The sequence below is a fragment of the Bradyrhizobium sp. USDA 3650 genome, from assembly GCF_054057395.1.
Genome location: NZ_JBSRZG010000001.1, coordinates 4,870,412 through 4,894,529, shown reverse-complemented (window position 1 = coordinate 4,894,529; position 24,118 = coordinate 4,870,412). Strand labels below are relative to the sequence as shown.

The 24,118-nt window shown below is 64.5% G+C and carries 23 protein-coding genes, 1 tRNA gene, 2 pseudogenes and 1 riboswitch; of the genes and pseudogenes, 7 read left to right on the top strand and 19 right to left on the bottom strand.

Translation table 11 applies throughout. From position 1 onward, the window contains the following. Positions 1 to 106: 106 nt before the first annotated feature. The 3 genes and pseudogenes from ACVIN2_RS22765 to ACVIN2_RS22755 form a co-directional block, all read right to left on the bottom strand. Positions 107 to 359 (bottom strand): annotated as a pseudogene (locus ACVIN2_RS22765) (PilZ domain-containing protein). Positions 360 to 459: 100 nt separating this feature from the next. After that, positions 460 to 2,160 carry an FMN-binding glutamate synthase family protein gene (locus tag ACVIN2_RS22760; RefSeq protein ID WP_456767251.1) on the bottom strand — a complete coding sequence of 567 codons (1,701 nt, stop codon included), beginning with the start codon at positions 2,158 to 2,160 and terminating at the stop codon, positions 460 to 462. A gap of 227 nt (positions 2,161 to 2,387) precedes the next feature. Further along, positions 2,388 to 3,161, bottom strand: a complete 774-nt coding sequence (locus tag ACVIN2_RS22755) for a ferredoxin--NADP reductase (RefSeq protein WP_007597827.1) — start codon at positions 3,159 to 3,161, stop codon at positions 2,388 to 2,390. Positions 3,162 to 3,555: 394 nt separating this feature from the next. Here ACVIN2_RS22755 and ACVIN2_RS22750 point away from each other — a divergent pair, with 394 nt between their 5' ends. Next, positions 3,556 to 4,359 (top strand): ATP-grasp domain-containing protein, encoded by an 804-nt coding sequence (locus ACVIN2_RS22750; RefSeq protein ID WP_456767250.1) that lies wholly within the window; start codon positions 3,556 to 3,558, stop codon positions 4,357 to 4,359. Positions 4,360 to 4,380: 21 nt separating this feature from the next. Here ACVIN2_RS22750 and ACVIN2_RS22745 read toward each other — a convergent pair whose 3' ends face one another. The 8 genes from ACVIN2_RS22745 to ACVIN2_RS22710 form a co-directional block, all read right to left on the bottom strand. Further along, the gene (locus ACVIN2_RS22745) at positions 4,381 to 5,229 is read right to left on the bottom strand and encodes an amidohydrolase family protein (protein ID WP_456767249.1); all 849 of its coding nucleotides are present in this window, start codon (positions 5,227 to 5,229) and stop codon (positions 4,381 to 4,383) included. Positions 5,230 to 5,232: 3 nt separating this feature from the next. After that, positions 5,233 to 6,210: an aldo/keto reductase gene (locus tag ACVIN2_RS22740; RefSeq protein ID WP_456767248.1), complete on the bottom strand. Its 978-nt coding sequence runs from the start codon at positions 6,208 to 6,210 to the stop codon at positions 5,233 to 5,235. Positions 6,211 to 6,312: 102 nt separating this feature from the next. Next, entirely contained in the window at positions 6,313 to 7,245 is a 933-nt protein-coding gene (locus tag ACVIN2_RS22735; RefSeq protein WP_247426944.1) for a sugar-binding protein, read from the bottom strand. 94 nt (positions 7,246 to 7,339) lie between these two features. Then, positions 7,340 to 8,422, bottom strand: coding sequence for an ABC transporter permease (locus ACVIN2_RS22730; RefSeq protein ID WP_456767247.1), 1,083 nt, complete (start codon positions 8,420 to 8,422; stop codon positions 7,340 to 7,342). After that, entirely contained in the window at positions 8,422 to 9,180 is a 759-nt protein-coding gene (locus ACVIN2_RS22725) for an ATP-binding cassette domain-containing protein (RefSeq protein WP_456767246.1), read from the bottom strand. The genes ACVIN2_RS22730 and ACVIN2_RS22725 overlap by 1 nt, the downstream gene beginning before the upstream one ends. A 12-nt stretch (positions 9,181 to 9,192) precedes the next feature. Next, entirely contained in the window at positions 9,193 to 10,515 is a 1,323-nt protein-coding gene (gene xylA / locus ACVIN2_RS22720) for a xylose isomerase (protein WP_456767245.1), read from the bottom strand. Continuing rightward, entirely contained in the window at positions 10,516 to 11,970 is a 1,455-nt protein-coding gene (xylB, locus tag ACVIN2_RS22715) for a xylulokinase (RefSeq protein ID WP_456767244.1), read from the bottom strand. It abuts the gene before it with no gap. A gap of 82 nt (positions 11,971 to 12,052) precedes the next feature. After that, positions 12,053 to 13,111 (bottom strand): LacI family DNA-binding transcriptional regulator, encoded by a 1,059-nt coding sequence (locus ACVIN2_RS22710; RefSeq protein WP_456767243.1) that lies wholly within the window; start codon positions 13,109 to 13,111, stop codon positions 12,053 to 12,055. Positions 13,112 to 13,223: 112 nt separating this feature from the next. Between ACVIN2_RS22710 and ACVIN2_RS22705 the strand changes: the two genes are divergently transcribed. Beyond that, positions 13,224 to 13,751, top strand: a complete 528-nt coding sequence (locus ACVIN2_RS22705; RefSeq protein ID WP_456767242.1) for a DUF1003 domain-containing protein — start codon at positions 13,224 to 13,226, stop codon at positions 13,749 to 13,751. A 1-nt stretch (position 13,752) separates the two neighbouring features. Here ACVIN2_RS22705 and ACVIN2_RS22700 read toward each other — a convergent pair whose 3' ends face one another. From ACVIN2_RS22700 to ACVIN2_RS22685, 4 genes are all read right to left on the bottom strand, one after another. Next, positions 13,753 to 14,220, bottom strand: coding sequence for a GNAT family N-acetyltransferase (locus ACVIN2_RS22700; protein ID WP_456767241.1), 468 nt, complete (start codon positions 14,218 to 14,220; stop codon positions 13,753 to 13,755). Positions 14,221 to 14,230: 10 nt separating this feature from the next. Next, positions 14,231 to 14,812, bottom strand: coding sequence for a helix-turn-helix domain-containing protein (locus ACVIN2_RS22695; RefSeq protein WP_018460106.1), 582 nt, complete (start codon positions 14,810 to 14,812; stop codon positions 14,231 to 14,233). A 191-nt stretch (positions 14,813 to 15,003) separates the two neighbouring features. After that, positions 15,004 to 16,119 (bottom strand): hypothetical protein, encoded by a 1,116-nt coding sequence (locus tag ACVIN2_RS22690; protein WP_456767240.1) that lies wholly within the window; start codon positions 16,117 to 16,119, stop codon positions 15,004 to 15,006. Between the two features lie 145 nt (positions 16,120 to 16,264). Continuing rightward, positions 16,265 to 16,338, bottom strand: a tRNA-Gly gene (locus ACVIN2_RS22685). A 171-nt stretch (positions 16,339 to 16,509) separates the two neighbouring features. Between ACVIN2_RS22685 and ACVIN2_RS22680 the strand changes: the two genes are divergently transcribed. From ACVIN2_RS22680 to ACVIN2_RS22660, 5 genes are all read left to right on the top strand, one after another. Then, on the top strand, positions 16,510 to 17,088 hold the full coding sequence (locus ACVIN2_RS22680; RefSeq protein ID WP_456767239.1) for a methylated-DNA--[protein]-cysteine S-methyltransferase: 579 nt from the start codon (positions 16,510 to 16,512) through the stop codon (positions 17,086 to 17,088). Between the two features lie 9 nt (positions 17,089 to 17,097). Further along, a complete protein-coding gene (locus tag ACVIN2_RS22675; protein WP_456767238.1) occupies positions 17,098 to 17,937 on the top strand; it encodes a helix-turn-helix transcriptional regulator in 840 nt (279 codons plus the stop codon). A 56-nt stretch (positions 17,938 to 17,993) separates the two neighbouring features. Then, positions 17,994 to 18,353 carry a VOC family protein gene (locus ACVIN2_RS22670; RefSeq protein WP_456767237.1) on the top strand — a complete coding sequence of 120 codons (360 nt, stop codon included), beginning with the start codon at positions 17,994 to 17,996 and terminating at the stop codon, positions 18,351 to 18,353. A 141-nt stretch (positions 18,354 to 18,494) separates the two neighbouring features. Then, positions 18,495 to 18,896: an SRPBCC family protein gene (locus ACVIN2_RS22665; protein ID WP_456767236.1), complete on the top strand. Its 402-nt coding sequence runs from the start codon at positions 18,495 to 18,497 to the stop codon at positions 18,894 to 18,896. A gap of 100 nt (positions 18,897 to 18,996) precedes the next feature. Beyond that, positions 18,997 to 19,482 (top strand): hypothetical protein, encoded by a 486-nt coding sequence (locus tag ACVIN2_RS22660; RefSeq protein ID WP_456767235.1) that lies wholly within the window; start codon positions 18,997 to 18,999, stop codon positions 19,480 to 19,482. Here ACVIN2_RS22660 and ACVIN2_RS22655 read toward each other — a convergent pair. The 4 genes and pseudogenes from ACVIN2_RS22655 to ACVIN2_RS22640 all read right to left on the bottom strand — a co-directional run bounded on the left by ACVIN2_RS22655 (position 19,479) and on the right by ACVIN2_RS22640 (position 23,918). Next, a complete protein-coding gene (locus ACVIN2_RS22655; protein WP_456767234.1) occupies positions 19,479 to 20,924 on the bottom strand; it encodes an MATE family efflux transporter in 1,446 nt (481 codons plus the stop codon). The two genes, ACVIN2_RS22660 and ACVIN2_RS22655, sit on opposite strands and share 4 nt — an antisense overlap. A gap of 164 nt (positions 20,925 to 21,088) precedes the next feature. Further along, the gene (locus ACVIN2_RS22650; RefSeq protein ID WP_456767233.1) at positions 21,089 to 22,141 is read right to left on the bottom strand and encodes a hypothetical protein; all 1,053 of its coding nucleotides are present in this window, start codon (positions 22,139 to 22,141) and stop codon (positions 21,089 to 21,091) included. A gap of 123 nt (positions 22,142 to 22,264) precedes the next feature. Continuing rightward, complete coding sequence (locus ACVIN2_RS22645) at positions 22,265 to 22,675, bottom strand: PAS domain-containing protein (protein ID WP_456767232.1); 411 nt, start codon at positions 22,673 to 22,675, stop codon at positions 22,265 to 22,267. Positions 22,676 to 22,780: 105 nt separating this feature from the next. Further along, positions 22,781 to 23,918: pseudogene (locus ACVIN2_RS22640) on the bottom strand (2'-deoxycytidine 5'-triphosphate deaminase). An 80-nt stretch (positions 23,919 to 23,998) separates the two neighbouring features. Continuing rightward, a riboswitch (SAM riboswitch) is annotated at positions 23,999 to 24,078 on the top strand. Positions 24,079 to 24,118: the final 40 nt, after the last annotated feature.

The following is a 24,118-nucleotide window of genomic DNA, read 5'->3' as shown; positions in this document are numbered from 1 at the left end:
ATTTTGCGAAGACTGGTAGTTGCGTGGTACTCCTACCTGCGCATTGTCGATAAATCACGCGGTATGGGTCCCGGCCTTCGCCGGGACGACAGTGGAATTTGTTGCGCTAGACCCTCACCCCAAACCTCACCCCGATCCGCTTCTCCTTGCGCCAGATCACGGTGCAGGCGAGATGTGTTCCGTCGGCCTTGGACGAACAGGCTGAAATGGTCGGGGATGCCGACGGGACTGCTGACGTCGAGCGCGGCGCCGGTATCGGACAGGTTGCGGATAGTGCAGTCGATCGCGCCGCCGCCGCCGAACTCGATCGTTCCGGCCTTCAGCACGCGATGCCTTGCCTTGTCGCGCCGCTCGTCCATGGGGACAATCTACACCCAAAGTTGAACCAAACGTTGAACGCAGCCCATGTTGTGATGCCTTTGCGCGCGGGGGCCTGCGGCCTTGCAAGTGGACCGGCGCCTACAGCGCAGGCTGGAACGTCTCCGTCCGCGCCATCCGCCAGGCATCGCGGAAGCGCGGGTCTTCGGTGCCTTCGAGCAGCTCGCCCGGACGCAGCGACGGATAAAGCTGCGCGAAGGATCTCACGTCCGTCGTCGAGGTGCGCTGGGAGAAGTGGATCGGGCGCAGCTGCTGCGGATGTTCGAGACCGGCCGCGGCGATCAGCTCGGTCAGCGAGTGCAGCGTCGCAAGGTGATAATTGTGCACGCGGTCGATCTTGAGCGGCACATAGAGCGCGCGCGCCCGCGTCGGGTCCTGGGTCGCGACGCCGGTCGGGCATCGGTCGGTGTGGCAGCTCAGCGACTGGATGCAGCCGAGCGAGAACATGAAGCCGCGCGCCGAATTGCAGTAGTCCGCACCGATCGCCATGGCGCGTGCCATGTCGAAGGCGGTGGCGATCTTGCCGGAGGCGCCGATCTTGATGCGGTCGCGCGCGTTGATGCCGATCAGCGCGTTGTGGACGAAACTGACGCCCTCCCGCATCGGCATGCCCAGATGGTCCATGAACTCCAACGGCGCGGCGCCGGTGCCACCCTCGTTGCCGTCGACGACGATGAAGTCGGGATAGATGCCGGTCTCGATCATCGCCTTGCAGATCGCCAAGAATTCCCAGGGGTGGCCGATGCACAACTTGAAGCCGGTCGGCTTGCCGCCGGAGAGCTTTCGCATCTCGCCGATGAACTGCATCATGCCAACAGGCGTCGAGAAGGCGCGATGCGAGGCCGGCGAGATGCAATCCTCGCCCATCGCGACCCCGCGGATCTTGGAAATTTCCTCCGAGACTTTCGCCGCCGGCAGCACGCCGCCATGACCGGGCTTGGCGCCCTGGCTGATCTTGAGCTCGATCATCTTGATCTGGTCCTGGCTCGCGACGCGCGCGAAGGCTTCGGGATCGAAGGCGCCGTCGAGATGACGGCAGCCGAAATAGCCCGAGCCGATCTCCCAGATGATGTCGCCGCCCATCTCCGCGTGATAGGGACTGAAGCCGCCCTCGCCGGTGTCGTGCGCGAAGCCGCCCTTCCTGGCGCCGGCGTTCAGCGCGCGCACGGCGTTCGGGCTGAGCGCGCCAAAACTCATCGCGGAAATGTTGAACACCGAAGCCGAATACGGCTTGGCGCAATCCGGGCCCCCGATGGTGACGCGGAATTTCTCCTCGGCATGCGTCTTCGGCGAGACCGAGTGATGCATCCACTCATAACCCTCGCGGTAGACGTCCTCTTGCGTACCGAACGGACGCTTGTCGAGCTGCATCTTGGCGCGCTGATAGACCACCGCACGGATGTCGCGCGAGAACGGCATGCCGTCCTTCTCGCTCTCGAAGAAATACTGCCGCATCTCCGGGCGTATCTCTTCGAGCAAAAAACGGATATGCGCCGAGATCGGGTAGTTGCGCAGAACGGCGTGGCCCTTCTGCATGAGGTCGCGGACGCCAAGAGCCGTCAGCGCGCCGAAGATCAGGATCGGGATCAGCAGAATGTCGAAAATCTTGCGGTCGGCGATGCCGATGCCGATCAGCAGCGCGGTGACCACCGCGCAGATCGTCAGGACGATGAACCGTGGGGAGAATGGCAGCAGCAGGGTTTCCATGATCCCCTCCTCCGCCAGCGGCAGCCGTTTGGGCGATAAGTTGGGCGATTCCTGCGTCTTATTCTCGTCGGCCACGATTCCCACCCTCTCGCCAGCATGAGGCGGTACGATACGCCCGCGCCTGTCATACGGATATGACGCGGCGGTTGTTTCAGGCTAGCGAATTCGGCGGGGACAAATCAATCAGCCCGATGGGCGGGCTGCTGCGGTGCAGCAGGGCTCGGGAGGGACGGGCCTTAACCGGTCAAGGCGCTTTACCCAGGCATTCGTCCTGGCTTTCGCCAGGACAACGTCGAGAGGGCCTACCGCTCGACGAACGCCTTTTCGATCACGAAATGGCCGGGCTTGTTGCCGGAGCCCTCGACGAAGTCGCGGCCCTCGAACATCAGTTTCAGCTCTTCGAGCATCGCCGGGCTGCCGCACATCATGATGCGGTCGGTCGCGATGTCGAGCGGGCCTTGGCCGATGTCGTTGAAGATCTGCTCGGAGCTGATGAGGTCGGTGATGCGGCCGCGGTTCTTGAACGGCTCGCGGGTCACGGTCGGGTAGTAGATGAGCTTGTCCGCGAGCAACTCCCCGAACAATTCGTCCTCGCGAAGACCGGCGACGAGCTTCTCGCCATAGGCGAGCTCGGAGACCTGACGGCAGCCATGCACCAGCACGATGCTGTCGAACTGGTCGTAAACCTCGGGGTCCTTGATCAGGCTGGCGAAGGGCGCCAGGCCCGTGCCGGTCGAGAGCAGCATCAGCCGCTTGCCGGGAATGAGATTGTCGGTGATCAGCGTGCCGGTCGCCTTGCGGCCGACCAGGATGGTGTCGCCTTCCTTGATCTTCTGGAGACGCGACGTCAGCGGGCCGTCCTGAACCTTGATCGAGAAGAACTCGAGCTCTTCCTCGTGATTGGCGCTCGCCATGCTGTAGGCGCGGAGCAGCGGGCGTCCCTCAACCTCGAGGCCGATCATCGCGAACTGGCCGTTCTGGAAGCGGAAGCCGGAATCGCGGGTCGCGCGAAAGCTGAACAGGGTGTCGGTCCAGTGCTGGACGGAAAGAACCTTCTCTCGGTAAAACGCGCTCATGATTTTCGATATTCCGAATAATTGCGGTTTTAGGGCAAAAGCGTTGCCCGGCCCCTGAAAGCGGAGCGGACACCATTGCCATGGCGGAGGATTTCGCGTGTGTGATCTACGCCATTGAGACCAATAATCAACCTCGTTCCGGATGCAATTGATGCCGGTCAAACCGGCATTTGCGGCGGAAATGGTCACATCATTAATGGATCTGCTGTCCGGCGCATGTGGAGGGCAATTTCTTTTCCCCCCGGGGCTCGAATACAGCACTTAATTTCCGTGGCGCTCGCGAGAATTTCATTAAGAATAGCTCTGATTTCACTCCCATTTGGCGCCGTTTCGCGGATTTTTGCGGCTTTTGGCGCCAACTGGAACTGGCGACTGGGCCGGGCGACTGAGACACATGGCGAACGGCGAGCGGATTTTCGTCCAGGCGATCAAGCGCTATTGCGCCACCCATGGCATCGCGCTCGATGTCCGCGCCGATGGCTGGCTGCTGGCGATGCGCCGGGGCGGGCAGCGCCGCTTCGCGTTCGGCTACGACATCGGCCTCAACAGCGCCATCGCGCACCGCCTCGCCAACGACAAATCGGCCACCGCCGAGGTGCTGGCGCTCGAGGGCGTGCCCTGCATTCCCCATCGCCTCTTCCTCAATCCGAAGTTGGGCGAGAAGGTTGTCGGCGTCGCCTGGCGAGAGCCAATGCTGGCGCTGCTTCGCGACAATCCGCAAGGGGTGGTGGTGAAGCCGAACGAGGGGACGTCGGGACGATCCGTCTTCAGGGTCACGACGGAAACAGAACTCGATCATGCGGTTGGCGAAGCCTTTTCGATGAGCGCCGGACTCGTGATCTCGCCCTATGTCGTGATCGAGGATGAAGTTCGCGTGGTCCTGCTCGATGATGTGCCACTCGTCGTCTACAGCAAGCAGCGCGGCTCGGATTGGCGGCACAATCTCGATGTGGGTGCAAAGCCCGTGCTGATGCAGGACGGCGATCTACGCGCAGCCTGCGCAAAGCTCGCCATCGACGCCGCCAATGCCATCGGCATCGCCTTCGCCTCGATCGACCTCGTCTACGTCGACGGCGTCTGGCGCGTGCTTGAGATCAATTCCGGCGTGATGATGGAGACGCTGGCGAAGCTGCATCCGGAGCTGGTGCAGAGGACGTACGATGCAGCGCTGGATCGGGTGTTCGGGGACGAACGCTGAGCAACACGCACGCTGTCGGCTTCAACTCACCGCCAACCGATACGCGGCCTTCGCATTCACGCCGAACGCCTTCTCCCGCACCTGCGGCCCGAGCTTCATCAGGCAGCTCTCCAGCGCGCCCTTGATCTCACCATAGCTTCCCGCGAGCAAACATACCGGCCAGTCCGAGCCGAAGATCAGGCGATCTTCGCCAAAGCATGTCGCGGCGTGCGCGACGAACGGAAATAGCCGTTCCGCATCCCAATCGCTCCACACCGCTTCCGTCGCCAGCCCCGAGACCTTGCACCAGACATTGCCGCAGGCCGCGAGTGCCGCGATGCCATTGGACCATTCAGTGCTTCCGCCATCGGCGATCGGCGGCTTGGCGGCGTGGTCAAGCACGAAGCGCGCCTGCGGGAAGGCCTGTGCGGTTGCGATCGCGGCCGGCAGCTCGCGGGTGCGGACCAGGAAATCGTAGGCGAGATCGTGCGCGAACACGGCCGTGAGGCCGCGCTGGACGTCCTCGCGCAACAACCAATCCGGGTCGGCCTCGTCATGGACCTGGTGGCGGATGCCGACCAGCTTGTCGCCGCCGGGTAAAGCGCGCAGCCGGTCCAGCGTCTCGCCAAGTGCAGCGTCGGTCAGATCGGCCCAGCCGACGACGCCGATCACCGAGGGCGTCGCATGCGCGATCCGTAGGAATTCCTCGGTCTCCGCCAGCGCGGAACGGCACTGCACCAGGATGCTCGCGTCGATGCCGTCGGCTTTCAGAAGCGGCGCGAGATCGGCCGGACCGAAGGCACGCCGGATCGGCGTGAGCTCGGGCGCGCCCATCCAGGGATAGTCTGCGCGCGAGGGATCCCAGAAATGCTGGTGAGCGTCGATGATCATGCCTTACGCTCCGCCCGGCAATGGCGCGCGGGCATCGACGAGTTTTCGCGCACGCAGCTCCTGCCAGAACGCCGCCGGCACCGCCATCTCCGACATCGCGATGTTGTCGGCAATTTCCGCGGCGTTGCGCGCACCCATCACGGCGACCGTGACCGCCGGATGGGCCATGCAGAACTGCAGCGCGGCGGCTTTCAGTTCGGTGCCATGCTTTCGGCAGAGCTCGTCGAGCGCGAGCGCGCGGGCGACGAGTGCCGCATCGGCGTCCTGATAGTTGAACTTCGCGCCCGTGTGCGGATTGGCCAGGATGCCGCTGTTGTAGATGCCGCCGAGCAGGATGCCGATGTGCTTCGACGCGCAGAGCGGGAACAGTGCATCCAGTGCGCCCTGATCGAGCAGCGTGTAGCGGCCGGCGAGCAGGAAGCAGTCGACCGGAACGGCCTCTGCAAACCGGACCAGCATGTCCGACTGGTTCATGCCGGCACCGATCGCCTTGACGGTACCGTCCGCGCGCAGGCGCTGGAGCGCGCGGAAGGCGCCGGCGACGGCGTCGTCGTAATGGTCGTCGGGATCATGCACGAGCAGGACATCGACGCGGTCGAGCCCAAGCCGTGCCAGGCTTTCCTCAAGCGACCGCATCACGCCGTCATAACTGAAATCGAACACCGGCCGCTCGCGCGACGTGCCCTTGTAATGCTCGTCCTCAGCAGCAGCGCCATTGGGCGCACGCAGCAGACGGCCGACCTTGGTCGAGATCGTGTAGGAGTCACGGGGCTGTTGCCGCAGAAATGCGCCGAGGCGTCGCTCCGCGAGGCCAAAGCCGTAGAGCGGCGCGGTATCGAAGAAGCGGATTCCGAGCGACCAGGCGCGGGCGATGGTCGCCTCCGCATCGGCATCGCTGACGGGGGTGAACAATCCGCCGAGCGGCGCGGAACCGAGGCCGAGTGAGGTGACGTCGAGAGAGCCGAGCCGCGACCTTTTCATTCCCATTGCCTCAACAGTCTTCCCCAATAGCCAATTCATCTCTCCCGCTTGCGAAAGGCGCAAGCGGGAGAGGCACGCAGGAGCGCGGGGCTGGCGACGCTCCTACTTCAACATTTGCGCAACGTTGTCCTTGGTGACGAGATCGAGGCCGGTATAGACGATCTCCGGCACCTTCTCGCCCTTCTTGATGGCGAGCAGCGTGTCCATCGCCTTCTCGCCCATCTCGAACGGACGCTGACCAACCAGCGCATTGGCATAGCCATCGCGCAACAGCTCGAGCTGCATCTTCAGCGTATCGGCGACGACAAGCGTGAACTTGCCGGAATCGATATCCTTCTTGTATCTGGACGCGAAGGCCTTGAAGCCTTCGGGGGCGAACATCGGCCAGCCGCCGATGGGAACGATCGCGGCGAGGTCGGGCGTCGCGGTACGCATGTCAGTCATCTGCTGAACCGCCAGCGCGGGATCGTCGTTGCAGAACGTCGGAGAGCCCGCGACCTCGGTCCATTTCGAGCCCTTCAGCGCCTCGCGGACGCCGTCGACCCGTTCGGCGAGATTCTTGGCGCCGGGACCACCCGAGACCATGGCGTATTTGCCGCCGTCGGGCCGCAGCTTCAGGAGCTGCTTGCCGAGGGCCACGCCGAACTCCTTGTTGTTGGTGCCGATATAGGCGATGCGCTTGGCGCCGGGCGCATCGGCGTCGAAGGTGATGACGGGGATGCCGGCCGCAGTCGCCGCGTCGATCGACTTGGTCATCGCCGCGACGTCGGCAACCGATATGGCGAGGCCATCGACCTTCTGGGTGACGAAGTCCTGGATGATCTGGGCCTGCGTCGCCGGCTCGTGCTCGACCGGCCCCTTGTAGATGCACTCGATATTGCCGAGCTCCTTCGCACGCTTCAGGCAGCCGTCGCGCGCGAAGTCGAAGAACGGATTGTTCATCGCCTTGGGCACGATCACGAACCGGTAGTTTGCGGCAAACGCCGGCGTAGCCATCATCGCGACCGCGATGCCGGCAAGTAGAAATTTCCTCATCGTCTCCTCCACCCTTCTTTGGCGCCTGTCCTCTTGAGATCGTCCGGGAAGCGGACAGGCGGCATTTTCGTTGCCGTCCCGGAACGATTTCGTTTCAGATCATCCGCGAGCGGATGCGGTCGACCAATACGGCCAGGATGATGATCACGCCCACCAGCGTCTGCTGCCAGTAGGAGCTGACCTGGGCGAGCACGAGGCCGTTGCGGATCACTTCGAGCAGCACGCAGCCGACGATGGCGCCGAGCGGACCGCCGATGCCGCCGGCGAGATTGGCACCGCCGATGACGGCCGCAGCGATCACGTTGAGCTCGTAGGACGTCGCCATGTTGGCCGGCGCCGACCCGAGCCAGCCCGAGATGATGATGCCCTGGAGGCCTGCGGCGAGCGCGCAGATCACATAGACCTCGATCTTCACCCGCACGACCGGGATGCCGGTGAGTTCAGCCGCCTTCTCGTTGCCGCCGAGCGCGAACACGTGACGGCCGAACGCGCTGTGGTGCAGCACCACGGCCATCGCCAGCGCGAGGACGATCAGATAGATGAACGGCACGGGCACGCCGAGCACGTCGCCCGAGGTGAGCGCGTAGAAATAATTGGCATCCGGCCCGCCCGGAAAGCTGCCGCGTCCGTTGGAGACGACATAGCCGAGCCCGCGCACGATCGAGAGCATGCCGAGCGTGGTGACGAACGGCGACAGGCCGAGCACCGCGATACAGAAGCCGTTGACGAGGCCGGCGAGCAGCGCGACGCCGAGGCCGGCGAGGAGCGAGACCACCAAGATCAGGCCGGGGACATTGGCGAGCACGGTCTTGCCGTCGGCCGCCATGTGCACGAACAGGGAGCCCGCCGGCGAGCAGGGCGCGGACAGCTCGGTCATCACCATCGAGGTGATCATGGCGGAGAAGCACATCATCGAGCCGACCGACAGATCGATGCCGCCGGTGATGATCACGAAGGTGACGCCGAGGGTGGCAATGGCGATGAAGGAGAAATTCTTCGCCACGTTCTGCATGTTGCCTTCGGTGAAGAAATACGGGCTGGCGAAATGCATGACCACCAGCAGCACTGCCAGCGCGAGCAGGACATAGCCGGTCTGGGACGCGAAGATGCCGCGCTGCCACCATCTGATCTTGCCGACATTCGAGAAGGTGATCGGGGATTCCATGGGCATGGCCATCACGCCGCCTCCTTCGCGCCGGTGATCAGGGCGGTGACTTCCTCGGGGGAGGTCTGGTGGATGGGCTTGTCGGCCCGCTTTTCGCCGCGGCGCATGACGATGACGCGATCGCAGACCGCGAACACGTCGGGCATGCGGTGCGAGATCAGCATCACGGCAACGCCCTGCTCCTTCAGCCGGTGGATCAGGCCGAGCACCTGCTCGACCTGGCGGACCGAGATCGCGGCCGTGGGCTCGTCCATCATGACCAGCTTCGCGTTGGAGAGCCGCGTCCGCGCGATCGCAACCGCCTGGCGCTGGCCGCCCGACATCTGCTTGACGAGATCGTCGGGCCGCGTTTCCGAGCGCAGCTCGCTGAACAGCTCCAGCGCACGCGCCGCCATTGCCTTGTGGTCGAGCAACGCGAACGGCCCGATCCTGCGCTTCAGCTCGCGGCCGAGAAAGACGTTGGCCGCTGCGGTGAGATTGTCGGCGAGCGCAAGGTCCTGATAGACCACCTCGATGCCGACGCCGCGGGCATCGATGGGCCGGTTGAAATGAACCGCGCTGCCCGCGAACTTGATCTCGCCGTGGCTGGGGCGGAAATTGCCGGCGATGATCTTGACCAGCGTCGACTTGCCCGCGCCGTTGTCGCCCATCAGGCCGACGACCTCGCCGGGGAGGACCTGCATGTCGACATCATGCAGCGCGCGGATCGCGCCGAACTCCTTGCCGATGCCGGTCAACTCGAGGACCGGTGTCGCTTGTGCATTTGTCATCAGCGGCCTTCCTCAGACGTAGCGGTTGACGAGGGATTCAAGATATTCCTGCCGGCCCGAGCGCGGCTGCGGGTCGAAGCCCGGGCCGTGCGCGCGGTCGGCAAGGTCGGCGAGCGAGCGCTGGCCGTCGAGAATGGCGCAGCCCTCGGGCCCGGCCCATCCCTCGTAACGTTTCGCAAGCGGTGCAGTGAGCACACCGGAATCGAGCATGTCCGCGGCGGCGAGCAACGCACGCGCGCAGGCATCCATCGAGCCGACATGGGCATGGATCAGATCGTCGGGATCGATCGACTGGCGGCGGATCTTGGCATCGAAATTCAGCCCGCCGGAGCTGAAGCCGCCGCGGCCCAGGAGCTCGTGGAACACCAGGGCAAGCTCGGGCACGTTCATCGCGAATTGGTCAGTGTCCCAGCCGAGCAGATCGTCGCCGCGGTTGATGTCGAGCGAGCCGAACACACCCAGCGCCTCCGCGAGCGCGACCTCGTGATGGAAGGAGTGGCCGGCGAGGATGGCGTGGTTCTGCTCGATGTTGAGCTTGACGTCCTTCAGCAGGTCGTAACGCGCGAGGAAGCCGTAGCAGGTGGCGACGTCGAAATCATATTGATGCTTGGTCGGCTCCTTCGGCTTCGGCTCGATCAGGATCGGTCCCTTGAAGCCGATCTTGTGCTTGTGCTCGACGACGAGCGAGACGAAGCGGCCGAGCTGGTCGAGCTCGCGCTTGAGGTCGGTGTTGAGCAGCGTCTCGTAGCCCTCGCGCCCGCCCCACAGCACGTAGTTCTGGCCGCCGAGACGGTGCGTCACCTCCAGCGCGGCGCGGACCTGGCCGGCGGCATAGGTGAATATCTCGGGGTCCGGATTGGTGGCCGCGCCCGCCATGTAGCGGCGATGCGTGAACAGATTGGCGGTGCCCCAGAGCAGGCGCACTTTGCTTGAGGCCATCTTCGCTTCGAACAGATCGGCGATAACATTGAGGTTGGCGACGGATTCCGCGAGTGAGTTCCCTTCCGGCGCCGCATCGACGTCGTGAAAGGTGAAGAAGGGCACGTCGAGCAGGCGAAACAGCTCGAAGGCGACGTCGGCCTTGGCGCGCGCCTGCGCCATCGCATCGGCGCCGTGGTGCCAGGGCCTTAGGAACGTCTCGCCGCCAAAGGGATCGCCGCCGGGCCAGCACAACGAGTGCCAATAGCAGACTGCAAAGCGCAGATGGTCTTCCATCCTGCGACCATGGACGAGGCGGTCCTTGTCGTACCAGCGGAAGGCGGGCGTGTTGCCCGCATCCTTGTCGGCGAAGGCGACAGGTACGCTTGTATCGAAGAATTTCGCTGACGCATTCACTTAGGCACACTCCTTCAACGCAGGATAAAGCTCGCGCCAGCGGCGATAGGCCTCGTCATAGGCCGCGCTGACAGATGCGCGAGGCGTAAAACTCGCGAGCCGGCGCGGACGGGTGCAAACCGCAGCCGCGTCTTCGCCGGTGGCGGCGAGCCGTCCGAGCCTGGCGGCGCCGAGCGCCGCTCCGACCTCGCCCTCTTCGACCCGGTGGACGGGAATGCCGAGCACATCGGCGCAGATCTGCGCCCACAGCGGCGAGCGCGAGCCGCCGCCGACGAGATCGACATCGGGAAGCGGCCCGCTGGCCGTGCTCAGCGCCGCCAGATTGTCGCGCGCGGCGAAGGCGACGCCTTCGAGCACGGCCTGAACGATCTGGGAGCGCCCGGTCGCACCGCGCAGGCCGACAAAGGCGCCGCTGGCGGCGGCATCGTTGTGCGGCGTGCGCTCGCCGTCGAGATAAGGCAGGAATTTGACTGGGCTCGGTCCATCGACGCGCTCGCCGAGCGGCGCCAGCAGCGCTGCGGCCGGAACCTCCATCACGCCCGCGAGCCAGGCCAGTGAAGCCGCAGCCGACAGCATCACGCCCATCTGATGCCAGCGGCCGGGCAGTGCGTGACAGAACGCATGCACGGCCGAGGCCGGCGCCGGGGCGAACCGATCCGTGACGCGGAACACCACACCTGAGGTTCCCAGAGACAGAAACGCATCGCCCGGCGCGATGGCGCCGAGCCCGATCGCGCTCGCGGCATTGTCGCCGGCGCCGCCGGCGACCACGACATTCCTGGCCATGCCCCAGCGTTGCGCGTAGTCCGGCGCGAGCGTCGCGCTGACCTCGCTGCCCTCGACAAGGCGCGGCATGTGATGGAGATCGAGCCCGGTGGCATGCAGCAGCAGGGGCGACCAGCGGCGCAGACCGACGTCGAGCCACAGCGTGCCGGCCGCATCCGACATGTCCTCGACCATCTCGCCGGTCAGGCGATAGCGGACATAGGCCTTCGGCAGCAGCACCTTTGCGACGCGCGCGAAGATTTTTGGCTCGTGCCTGGCGACCCAGAGCAGCTTCGGCGCAGTGAAGCCGGGCATGGCCAGATTGCCGGCGATCGTGTGCAGCGACGGGCAGCGCCGCTCCAGCGCGACGCATTCGGCGTGCGAGCGGCCGTCGTTCCAGAGGATGGCGGGACGCAGCGGCGCTCCGTCCTCGTCCAGCAGCGTCGCGCCATGCATCTGGCCGGATAGCCCGATGCCGCGCACCCGCGCGACCTCGCGCGGATGGCGGGCGGCAAGATCGTCGACCGCGCCGACCGCCGCATCAACCCAGCCATCGGGATCCTGCTCGGACCACAGCGGCGCGGGATGCGACAGCGCAAGCTCGCGCGCCGCCGTCGCGACAACCGCGCCGGCTTCGCTGACGAGCACCGCTTTCACACCTGATGTGCCGATGTCGATTCCGAGATACACGCCGTCCTCCCTTTCGCCTGTTGCGGTGCGCGAGCTAAAAGTCGCCTTATCCGCAACGGGTCGTTTTGAATTCCACCTGCCGCTAAGGCAGATTGTCCCGCATCACGATGTCGATCCTGATCTTCTCCTGTTCGCGCAAGATCGGCTCACCACGGGCGAGCGCGAGCAGCACGCGCACGGCGGCGCGCGCTTCGTGTCCCGGGTTCTGCGAGATCGCGGCATGCATCACGCCCTGCAGCAGCAGCCGACGCGTCAGCGCGGTGAGGTCGTGTCCGACGAACACCACCTGCTTGTCGCGACTGGCATCGCTCAACGCCTTCTCGTTCAACGCGTTGGCTACGCCTTGCGTACCGGCGCCGACATTATAAAGGCCGACAATGTCAGCATGCCTGCCCAGCAGCCGCGCCAACAATTGTTCCGAACGCGCGTCCTCGTCGCGTCCTTCGAGCACCGGCAGCACGCTGAGGCCGGGGAATTCCGACGCCATCACCTGGTTGAAGCCAAAAATGCGCTCGGCATGATCGCGCAGGCCCTGCGAGCCCGCGACGATCGCGATCTTGCCTGACTTTTGTCCGACCAGCCGCCCGACCAGCGCGCCGGCGGTGCGCCCCGCGGCAATGTTGTCGATGCCGACATAATGGTGCCGGCGCGACGAGGGCACGTCCGAGACCAGCGTCACGACACTGGTGCCGGCATCGACGAGATCGTCGATCGCGGCGCGGACGCTCGGATGGTCCAGGGCCACCACGGCGATGCCGTCGAAGTCGTCCGAGAGCCCTTCCAGGGAAGCAGCGAGCACGGACGGATCGAACACGTCGGTTGCGACCGTCTCGACGCCGAGGCGGCGGGACGACAACCAGCCCGACATCTCGCCGAGATAATCCTGGATCTGCTGCATGAACGGGTTCGGCCCCGACGGCATCACGAAGGCGAAACGGCGGGCGCGGCCGCGGGCGAGCTCGGCGGCGGCCACATGCGGCTGGAACGAATTGCGCTCGATCGCCTCTTTGACGCGCCGGACCGTATCCGGCCGCACGCCCGGACGATTGTGCAGGACGCGGTCCACCGTCGCGAGGCTGACGCCGGCCTGGCGGGCGATGTCCTTCAGCGTCAGCGCGGTCGTGGTGAGCGTCTCGGCCATGGCTGAAGGCTAGCAGAGGTGTTTTGAGGTACGCAACTCATTTTGAGGGGCAGCGAGCATTTTCCCTCGGCTGAGCCCAGGAACAGCCTTTCCCGTCCGCCGTTGCTGCCCCGTGCGTAACGATATCACCCATGATCCCGGCGAGGGATTGAGCCCGACCCTCGAGCGCAACATCCAGGCGTTGGTTGAGCGCCGCCGCCGCGAGCAGCGCGCGGCCAAGGGTCAGGAAAGGGTTGCCGATGCGATCACGGCGTTCACCGGCAGCATGGCTTTCGTCTATCTCCACGTCGCGGTGTTCGGCTTCTGGATCATCGCCAATCTGCACTGGCTGCCGGGAATCCCGGCCTGGGACGAGAGCTTCGTGGTGCTGGCGATGATTGCTTCGGTCGAGGCGATCTTCCTGTCGACATTCGTGCTGATCTCGCAGAACCGCATGAGCGCAGCAGCGGACAAGCGCGCCGATCTCGATCTCCAGATCAGCCTGCTCGCCGAGCACGAATTGACCAAGGTTGCCCGCCTCCTCACGCAGATCGCCGAGCGGCTCGACGTCCAGCCCGATTCGAAGCGCGATCTGGAGGAGGCAAGCCGCGACATCGCCCCCGAACGCGTGCTCGACAGGATCGAGCAGACGCGTTCCTGAGCTATCGGCTCGCCGACAGATCCAGGGTCAGGAACAGGCTGTTGGGATCGTCGACATAGCCTTGGAACGGGCCGCAGAGGACAAAGCCATGCGACCGGTAGAGCGCGTGCGCCGGCTTGAAATAGTCCCACGAGCCGGTTTCGAGGCTGAGCCGCGCCATGCCGCGCGCGCGGGCTGCCGTGATGATGTGGCGGAGCATCTCACCGCCAAAGCCGCGCCGCCGCGTGGTCTGGAGCGTGTGCATCGACTTCACCTCGCTATGCTCGGCTGACAGCATCTTCAGCGCACCGGTCGCGACCAGTGTCTCGCCGTCCCAGCCGGTCCAGAACGCGACTCCCGGGGCACGAAGCCCGGCGAGATCAAGCGCATGCGCACTGCCCGGCGCGGTCTGTGCTCGCGCCGCCGCAACGTGATGGTCGAGCAGCGCGATGACGCGTGGATCAAAGGTGTCGCCGGTGCGGATCTGCATCGTCAGCGTCTCACATCTTGCCATAGGACGCGCCGCGGCGCGTGATGATGACGTAGCGCGCGTCCTGTCTGGTCTCGTTCTCGAAGATCACCGCGCGCATCACGTCGAAATCGAGACAGTCGCCTTCGCGCAGGCGAACCGCCTTGGCGTCGATGTGCACGGCGATCGCGCCCTCCAGCATCAGCAGTTGCTGCGTGAAGGCATTGCGCCCCCAAGGGCTGTATGGCACCCGCGCACCCGCCGGCAAATCGACGACGATGATCTCGATGCCGCTCGCCGCGTCCGTCGGCGAAGCGTGGCGGCGGCGATAGCCGCTGTCGGGATCGCGCCAGTGCGGCTGGTCGGCGAGCCGCACCAGCCGCTCCGGCGGCTTTTCGGCCAACGCGACGACGTCGCTGAGCGACACGTCGAGCGCGGCGCAAAGTTTACCCAGCAGCGCAGCCGTTGCGCTGCTCTGCGCCCGCTCGACCCGCCCGATCATGGCCCGGCTGACGCCGGAGCGGCCTGCGAGCTCATTCAGCGTCATGCCGGCCTGCGTCCGAAGCGTCTTCAAGCGACGACCGATCGCGCGATCGAGCTTTTGCTGGTCCATGGTCTTCATCCGAGCGTTGTCCGGCAACCGGACCGTTTCCGCAGGGCGAGAGCAGCTTAGCTGGGGAAACGGCGAATGCCGGAATCGAAAGGATAATATATTAGAATTTTCCTCAACAATGCACTCGCGCACGCCAGCAGCCAAGGCTCGTATCCAGCGGGTAAGTGGTCATGAGGTTGGGAAGGTGATCTCTAGCTGTCAGATCGAGAGACTGGCGCACTAGACGTTGAGGCGTCGTAGAGGAAGCGAGTGGCCGGGTCCCCTGCAATCTGGCTCAGCGCGTACTCGAAGCCGTGAAGGGGAATATTTGCGGCGGTTGCAGCTAGAGGCAACACAGCCTCAGCCTTGGCCTTTATGCCTGCAACATTACTAGCTAGGTCGTCGGCCAAGACCTTCATCTCAAACGCCCCACGCAGCCCGAGTGGTCTCAGCGCGGGCAGCTTATCTGTGAGATAAACCCACGCCAACGCCTGGCTAACGATGTCAACCACGAAGTCAAAACCCAAATTCGCCCGTACCGAAAGCTGTATAGGATCGCACCATGCCAATTGCGGAATCGTAGTAATGTCCGCGTCTTCAATTCGATCTGCAATCGATCGATCGACTCCCGATAGAGCTGTAACTTGATCAGGCGCGGTATCGGCGCCTAGCCCGAGCCCAAGCTTGTCGTTGGCAAGCCGCCGTAAGATTGTCCCGATTGTGCTGATTGGAAAAACACCCATCGCAAAGGCTATAAACGGAACAAGCCCCTTTTGCAGCAACGAGCCGAAAGCATAGCCTACCGGGACAGCCACCGCCAATCTGAGCGCATTTCGAAGGATATCCGCTCTTGCAAGGTTTCGCTGCTGCACGCGGCTGAACAGATCCCACGTCACGAAGGTATAGGCCCCTGCAATTGCAGCGGTGGCGCCACCGAGCTCTTCGCCATCCCACACTAAAGCTACGAGTTTCACACCTAGATAGAAATTCTGCAGTGCAGCGATGACAACAAGTATTATGATCGGAGCAATAAATCGTCTTCGCCCGTACCAACGCTGATAGAGTTCATCGAACTCGGCATCTACATCTGACTTGGTCTCTATGACCGGATCAACAGTGGCGGCCTCAGGCGCTCGATTCCAAAAGACGGCGAGATATGTGCGCTTAGCTTGAGTGTCCAAGCTATTGTTTACCTCCTCCTGCTTACGCCTCCACTCGTGAACGACGAAATGATTGAGGGGTTGAAGAAGAAGCGCCGTCAACAAGATGTCGATAAGAAGCGGAACTACGACATCATGTGAAGGTATGAGGTGTCCAAATAAGATCATTTTGAAGCCTCTCAGCCCCTGAAATCAATAAAAACGCGCAGGCAAAATTCTGCTTTTCAAAACAAGCAGTGATCACAATCTGAGGAGCTATATCAAAAGCACGCTACCGATGGTAGCGATAAGTGCGGCTCGACCATGAAGCGATTGGAGCGGGCGAAGGGAATCGAACCCTCGTATGCAGCTTGGGAAGCTGCCGTTCTACCATTGAACTACGCCCGCGGATGCGCAGCCTGCGCCCGCTCTGATTAGCCGAGACGGCGCATCTCGCCAAGCGCTTTGGCGCAGCCCGCCTGACCCTTCTTGAGTTTCCGCTAAGATTCCAGGTGCGCCGGATTGTGGCGGTGTTATGATCGCCTGTCTGGGGAGACGTGCACTGAGTGGGGCGTGTGCATGGTGGGGCGTGGCTACGCGATATTCGACACGACCATAGGGCGCTGCGGCATCATCTGGAGCAGCACCGGTATCGTTGCCGTCCAATTGCCGGAGGCGCGGGAGATTGACACCCGCCGCCGGATTTTTCAGGTCCATCCCGAGGCGCGCGAGCAGCGGCCGTCCGCGAACGCCGCGTTCGCGATCGAGGGCATCGTGGGCTTGCTGCAAGGCAGCGATGCTGATTTTTCCGAGGTCAGCCTGGACGCGAGCGGGGTGCCCGGTTTCAACCGGCGGGTCTATGAAGCCGCCTGCGCCATCCCGCGCGGGGAGACGCGCACTTATCACGAGATCGCCAAGACGCTGGGCGCCTCCGGCGCCGCGCATTCGGTGGCGCAGGCGATCGCGAGAAATCCCTACATGCTGATCGTGCCCTGCCACCGGGTGCTGGAGGCCGGCAATTACACCGACCGGCTTTCGCCCTATGGCGGGGTGATCTCCAAGCGGCGGCTGCTGTCGCTGGAGGGCGCCCATCCGATCGCCAGCAAGACGCTGTTCGACGTCCTGCTGCCCGTTGCCCCGCCCCGAGCGCCCACCTAGATAGGCGGGATGGATGCAACCACGCTGCTGACCACGCCCTCGATGACCGTCTCCGAGTTTCGCTGCGACGCGGGACCGGACGACAGCCCGTTTGCGGAGTGTCGCACCGGCCATTCCATCGCCTATGTCCGCGCGGGCAGCTTTGGCTGTCATTGCCGCGCCGGCTTCTTCGAGCTGGTCGCGGGCTCGATGCTGGTCGGCGCGCCGGGCGAGGAGTACACCTGCACGCATGAGCATGTCGCCGGCGACGTCTGCCTGTCCTTTTTCCTCAGCGAGGATCTGGTCGAGGCGCTCGGCGGCCGGCAAGACGTCTGGCAGGTCGGCGCGACGCCGCCGCTGCCCGAGCTGATGGTGCTGGGCGAACTCGCCCAGACGGCGGCAGATGGCAACAGCGATCTCGGTCTCGACGAGGTCGGTCAGATCCTCGCCGGCCGCTTCGTCGATGTCGTCTCGGGCAAGGCGCGCAAGCCGACGACACCGACCGCACGCGACCGCCGCCGCGCCGTGGAAGCCGCGCTGTGGATCGACGCCAATTCGCACGCCGAGGTCGACCTCGAACAGGCCGCGCGGCAGGCTGGTCTCAGCCCCTTCCACTTCCTGCGGCTGTTCTCCGCCGTGCTCGGCGTCACCCCGCATCAATATCTGGTGCGCTCGCGGCTGCGGCATGCGGCGCGGCTGCTCACCGACGACGACATCGCCGTCACCGACATCGCCTATGACGTCGGCTTCGGCGACCTCTCCAACTTCGTCCGCACCTTCCACCGCGCCGCCGGCGTCTCGCCGACCAAATTCCGTCAGGCCTCGAAGGGGGAGCGCAAGATTCTCCAAGAGCAACTCGCCCTCAACTGACTAGGTTCGTCTCCGGCGCGCGCCGATTGCGGCGCGCTTTGGCAATGGAGACGACCATGTACGACCATATCGGATTGCGCGTTACCGACCTCGACGCCGCCACACGCTTCTACACCGCGGTGCTGGCGCCGCTCGGTTACGTCCTGTGCTCGAGTGGCGATGGTTATGCCGGCTTCGGGCCGAAGGGCGCGCCGGCGCTGTGGCTGCACCTGAACAAAGGGCGCAAGGCCGATGGCGCGCATATCGCGTTTCGCGCTGGGGATCATGATTCGGTCAAGGCATTCCATAGCGAGGGCTTGAAGAGCGGCGGCCGCGACAATGGCGGCGCCGGCCCGCGCAAGGACTACAGCCCGACTTACTACGCGGCGTTTTTGATCGATCCCGATGGCAACAATGTGGAGGCGGTCTGTGTGTGAACCACAGGCTCCGTCATTGCGAGGAGCCCTTGCGACGAAGCAATCCAGACTGCCTCCGCGGAATCGTTTCTGGATTGCTTCGCTGCGCTCGCAATGACGGCGTGCTTGGCAACCACCGTCGCAAATCAAGGATACTTACCAATGGCCTCCATCCACAACGACATTCCCCTCCCCGCCCCGGCTCACGAGGTGTGGGATGCGGTGCGCGATTTCGGCGCGCTGCATCGGCGGCTGGCGCCGGGCTTCGTCACGGCCTGCACGCTCGACGACGACGCGCGCATCGTCACCTTTGCCAACGGATCGGTGGCGCGCGAGGTGCTGGTCGATTGCGACGACGGGCGGCAGCGGCTGGTCTACGCGATCAACAACGAGCGTCTGAAGCATTACAGCGCCTCGGTGCAGGTGATCGCCGAGGGCGAGGGAAGATGTCGTCTGGTCTGGATCATCGACATGCTGCCGAACGAGCTCGCGTCCTATGTGCAGGGACAGACCAAGGACGCCGTCGCCGCCATACACCGAGCGTTTCCGGCCGCGGCTGCGTGATCTTTCTCACGGAGTTCAACCCTCGTCCGCACTAACCATGGCGGCGTGCGTCCGGTTGGCTCCGCTCTCCCGGCGGCGCCCCGCACGCGAGGAGCAGGCCATGAGAGGTGCGGACAAGGTGATCTGCCAGGCGGCCGCCGTGCTGCTGATGTTTTCGATTTCGAGCGGACCGGCAAAGGCGCAGTTCCTCGGCGGCGGCGGTGCCGGCGGCGAGGACATGATGACCCAGATGGCGCCGATGCTGGAGATGATGAAGGCCAAGATGGGCAAGCGCCGCTTCGGCATGATGATGCAGACCATGGGCCCGATGATGAGCCGCATGATGGAGAATGGCGGCGGTGGTATTGGCGGCATGATGGGCGGCGGCAATCTCGGCGGCGGTTTCGGTGCGCCCAATTACGGCGGTTACGCGCCGATGGCCGGAGGCGGCTACATGCCGACCGCAGTAGCCGGCATCGGCGGCGGCGATATCATGGGCATGCTCGGTGGCGCCGGCGGCGGCGACATGATGGCGATGATTCCGCAACTGATGAGGCTCGCCAATGTCGGCGGCAGTGGCGGCCATCGCCGCCACAGGCATCGCTAGTCCGCAGCGGCCGACAGAGCCGGCCTGATCGCAGGTTTGGTTTGGCGCGGTCCCCAGCGCGTCAGCACCACGCTGGAGCACGAGAGCAGGCCGAGCACGACCATCGAGCTCGCCGCCAGCCAGAAGAAGTTTTGCGCGGTGGCATCATGCGTCGACAGCCACCAGCCGACCGCCGAGATGTAGATCAGCCGCGCAGTCTGCGCCAGCACCGGTCCGATCACCTTCGCAGCGCCCTGCGACGAGAAATACATCGTCGAGGCGAGGCCGATGAAGGCGTAGAACGGCGCCACCGTCGACAAATATTGATGGCTGGTGGCGCGCACGGTCGCGCTGTCGGTGAAAATGTTGACCCAGAGATCGGGGAAGGCCGCGACCAGGCACGCCGGTGCACCGACGGCGACGAAGGCGCTCGCGGCCGCGATCCAGGCGATGCGCCGGGCGCGGGCGATGCGGCCGGCGCCGACCGCCATGCCGATCATCGGCACCGAGGCGATGCCGAACGAGAACGCGATCGAGGTCAGCAGGAATTCCAGCCGCGCACCGATGCCGTAGCCGGCGAGGATCGCGGTGCCGAATTTCGCAAGCAGGTGGGTGAAGATCGAGATCGTCAGCACCGATTGCAGCGGCGAGAAGCAGGCGATGGCGCCGACCTTGAGGATGTCGAAAAACATCGCCCATTGGATGCGAAGTCCGCGCAGCTTCGGCGTCACGCGGGCGCGGCCGGAGAACAGGTACCAGCCCATCACGCCGATGTTCATGCAATACGCAATCAGCGCGCCGGCGGCCACGCCGCGCATGCCGAATTGCGGCACCGGACCGAGGCCGAGGCCAAGCGTGCCGCCGAGCACGATCTGCCAGGCCGCGGAATTGAGGATTAACAGCGACGGCAGCTTCATGTTGCCGGTGCCGCGCAGGACGCCGGCCATGGTGTTGAGCAGCCAGGGCAGCACCGCGCCGCCGAAAAACACCTGGGTGTAGGCGATCGCATGCGTCAGCACGTCGCCGCGGCCGCCGAGCATTTCCAGAACGCGCGGCCCGAAGATCAGCATGCCCAGCATGAAGACGAGGCCGAAGCTGATGCCGATCAGCAACGCGTGCGCAGCAAGCGTCCCGGCACGCTCGCGATCGCCGGCGCCAAGCGCGCGCGCGATGGCGGAGGCCACCGCGCCGCCCATCGCACCGCCCGACATGGTCATGGTCAGGATCACTGTCGGAAACACCAGCGCCATCGCGGCCAGCGCTTCCACACCAAGACGTCCGATATAGGAGGTCTCCGCAATCACGGTGCAGGTGCCGGCGGAGAGCGCGACCACGTTGGGCCAGGCCAGCCCGAGCAGTGTGCGCAGGATCGGCCCGTCCATCAGCGCGCTCCTCACGGGCCGCGGAGGCGGCGGCAGCGGACGCTCCTGTTCATCGACCGGGATTTCGGCGATGTCTGACATGTCCTCTCCGGGCGAAAGCGCCATTTGCGGCGCAGCAATGCTTAGGTGTGCCAATGAATTGGTTCGCGCGCAGGGCGCAACGAGAGGCTTGTTAGCACGATGCGCAGCGATTCCTCCTGCGCCAGGTGCAGGCGTGCCCTGCGGCAGCGCATTTCGTGGAGGAATTAACCGATGCGCCAGAGCAATGGCGGACGGCCGGGCGGTGTCGGGGACAGCTGCACGCCGATGTGCCGCCCGCATCCGGCCGCGAGTCCTTCGAACAACCCCGCCAGCACCTTGGCGCAGGCAGGGTGGTGATCGGCGACGCCGTCCATCAACTTCCAGCTCTGCTGACGGATTTCGAACGTGCCTTCGGATTGCGTCGTCTCAGCCACATCGTCCTGCGCGACCAACAGCGCGTTGAGGAACGTCGCGAATTCACTCGCACCGCCGCGACCCATCGACAGCGCCGCAGCGATCTCATCAAAATATTGCATCCCGATCAGCTTGCCCGTGAGGTGCAGGAGATAGCCGGCGTCCTCCGGTCCGAACAGCTGCACCATCACGGGCGCGGCGGTGCGGACATATTCCATGGCGTAATTGCGATAGGCTTTTTCCAGTCGCGGTCTTGGCCAGCTTGCGACCGGCAACGCCGGAGCCGCGGCTGCATCGAACAGCGGCGCTTCGAGATGCCGCGCGAACACGAGGCGCTGGTCGAGTTCGAGCGGTTGGTCATATTGATGATAGTAGCCTTCGAGCCCATCCTGGCCGTCGACGCTCTGCTTGGTGCAGACGAACCCCAATCTGGTATCGCCGAGCGCCACGCCGTTGTTGGCGTGCCAGCCGCGCAGCATCGCGCGCGAGACTTCGCCCGGCACGCCGCAGATGGCAGTGCCCTTCCAGATCCAGCGCGGCGGCGGATAGCGGATCCAGGCTTTGCGGTCGCTCTCATGCATGTATTCGACGTGCACGCCGCCGATCCAGTTCGAGAGGTAGTGATATTGCGCGGCTGCGACTGCTGGCGGCAGATGGGTCAGACCGAGCTTCTCCAGCCCCGGCAGGAAGCGCTCCTGCTGCTGGCGGCGGAACACGCGAAAGACGAACTCCGCAGCATCCGCCGTACCGCGACGCGTGACCACGGTGAGGATCAGACCGGTGAAATAGGCGTGATAGAGATCGGCAACGGCGCGCCAGCGTTTCCATTGAGCTTCCTGCGCGGGGTCTGATGCGGCGGTCATGTTCGCTCCCGATCGTTATTTTGATCGAGTGTGTCACTGCAGCCGGCGACGGACAAGCTGAGCCGCATGCAGGGCGCCCTGCACGCCGGCTCGCCAATTCCGCATCACGAATTTTGCGCAGGCTTAGTTTTGCGCAGCTTTGGCGGCACGCTCGCGCTCGACGCGCTCGGTCACGTCGCGCGCCATCGCCACCGATCCCTGCACCACTCCAGCGGCGTCCCGCACCAGCGCGAAGGTCATCTCGATGTAGAGCTTGCGTCCGTCCTTGTGCAGCGCGCGGGTCAGTGTCGGCTTGCCCGCAAGCTTCATCGCTCCGCTGGCAAGCGCGGCCTCGAAGCCTTTCCAGTGCGCGGCGCGCAGATGTTCGGGAATGATCAGGTCGAGATTCTGGCCCAGCGCTTCGTCCACGGAGAAGCCGAACAGTGCGGACGATGCGCGATTCCAGCGCATGATGGTGCCGGAGCGATCCGAATAGATCAGCGCGTCCGCGACGTCGTCGAGGATGTTTGCGTCGAGTTGGGATGAATTGGTCATGTCAGCACCTGGCGGTCCGGATGGAGCACAGCGTAAGCCGGGATCGTGCCACAAGTGAGACTTTCCCGGATGACGCTTGCGCTCCATCCGTGCGACGGATGATCGCTACACCCGGAAATGCTTGCTCAGCTTCAGGCCCTGGGCCTGGTAGTTTGAGCCGATGCGCTGGCCGTACATGGCGTCGGGGCGGGCCAGCATCTTCTCGTAGACGAGGCGGCCGACGATCTGGCCGTGCTCGAGGATGAACGGCACCTCGCGCGAGCGCACTTCGAGCACGGCGCGCGACCCCAGCCCGCCGGCGCCGGCATAGCCGAAGCCGGGATCGAAGAATCCGGCATAATGCACGCGGAACTCGCCGACCAGCGGGTCGAACGGCACCATCTCTGCGGCGTAATCCGGCGGCACCTGCACCGCCTCTTTCGACGCGAGGATATAGAACTCGCCGGGATCGAGGATCAGGCTGCCGTCGGGACGGGCCGAGATCGGCTCCCAGAACTCCTCGACGGAATAGCCAGCGCGGCGATCGACGTCGATCACGCCGGTGTGGCGCTTGGCGCGGTAGCCGACGAAGCCGCCGCTCTTTTCGCCGGAAAGATCAACAGAGACGGCGACGCCGCCGGTGAGATCGGCATCGTCGATATCGACGAGACGTTCGGTCGCATGCAGCGCCTCGAGGTCGTCGATGTTGAGGATGGCATCGCCGGTGCGGAAGCGCACCTGGCTCAGGCGCGAGCCCTCGCTGACCAGCACCGGGAACGTCTTCGGGCTGATCTCGGCATAGAGCGGACCGTGATAGCCGGCACCGATCATGTCGAACCGGCGGGTGCCGTCGGCGATCACGCGGGTGAAAACGTCGAGCCGGCCGGTCGAGCTTTTCGGGTTGGCGGCCGCGACGATCTCCGGCGGCAGCGCGAGGCTTTCGAGCAGCGGCACGATATAGACGCAGTTGGTCTCCAGCACCGCGCCGTCGGCGAGACTGAACTCGTGCAGCTTCAACTCGTCGATGCGCTCGGCGGACGGTGGCGCCGGGACCGGGCAGGAAGCTGGCGCGAACGCGATAGGCGATGTCGCCGAGGCGAAGGTCGAGGCTCGCCGGCTGGATCTGGCTTTCGACGAAGTCGTAAGCGGGCAGGATGAGACCGCCCTCCGCCATCGCCGCGATCATGCGGTCGGGCAGGATACCATTGGCGTCGGCGGCGACCGTGAACGTCAACCCGGGGTCCTCATCAGGGATCAAACACATCCCGACATGCGGGAAATATGAGCGTTTTACGGCTATCCGATGGACGTCTTGACGGAAAGGGCATTGCGGAATATGAGCATGACTTATCCCGTGGTGATTTGAGCCGGCCGGCTTGCAGCCACGTTAAATAAGTCGCTAAACAGGCCGGGGACCTCTGTGATCCCGGCCCGTGGAGATATTCCAGGCCGGTTTTTTTGTGA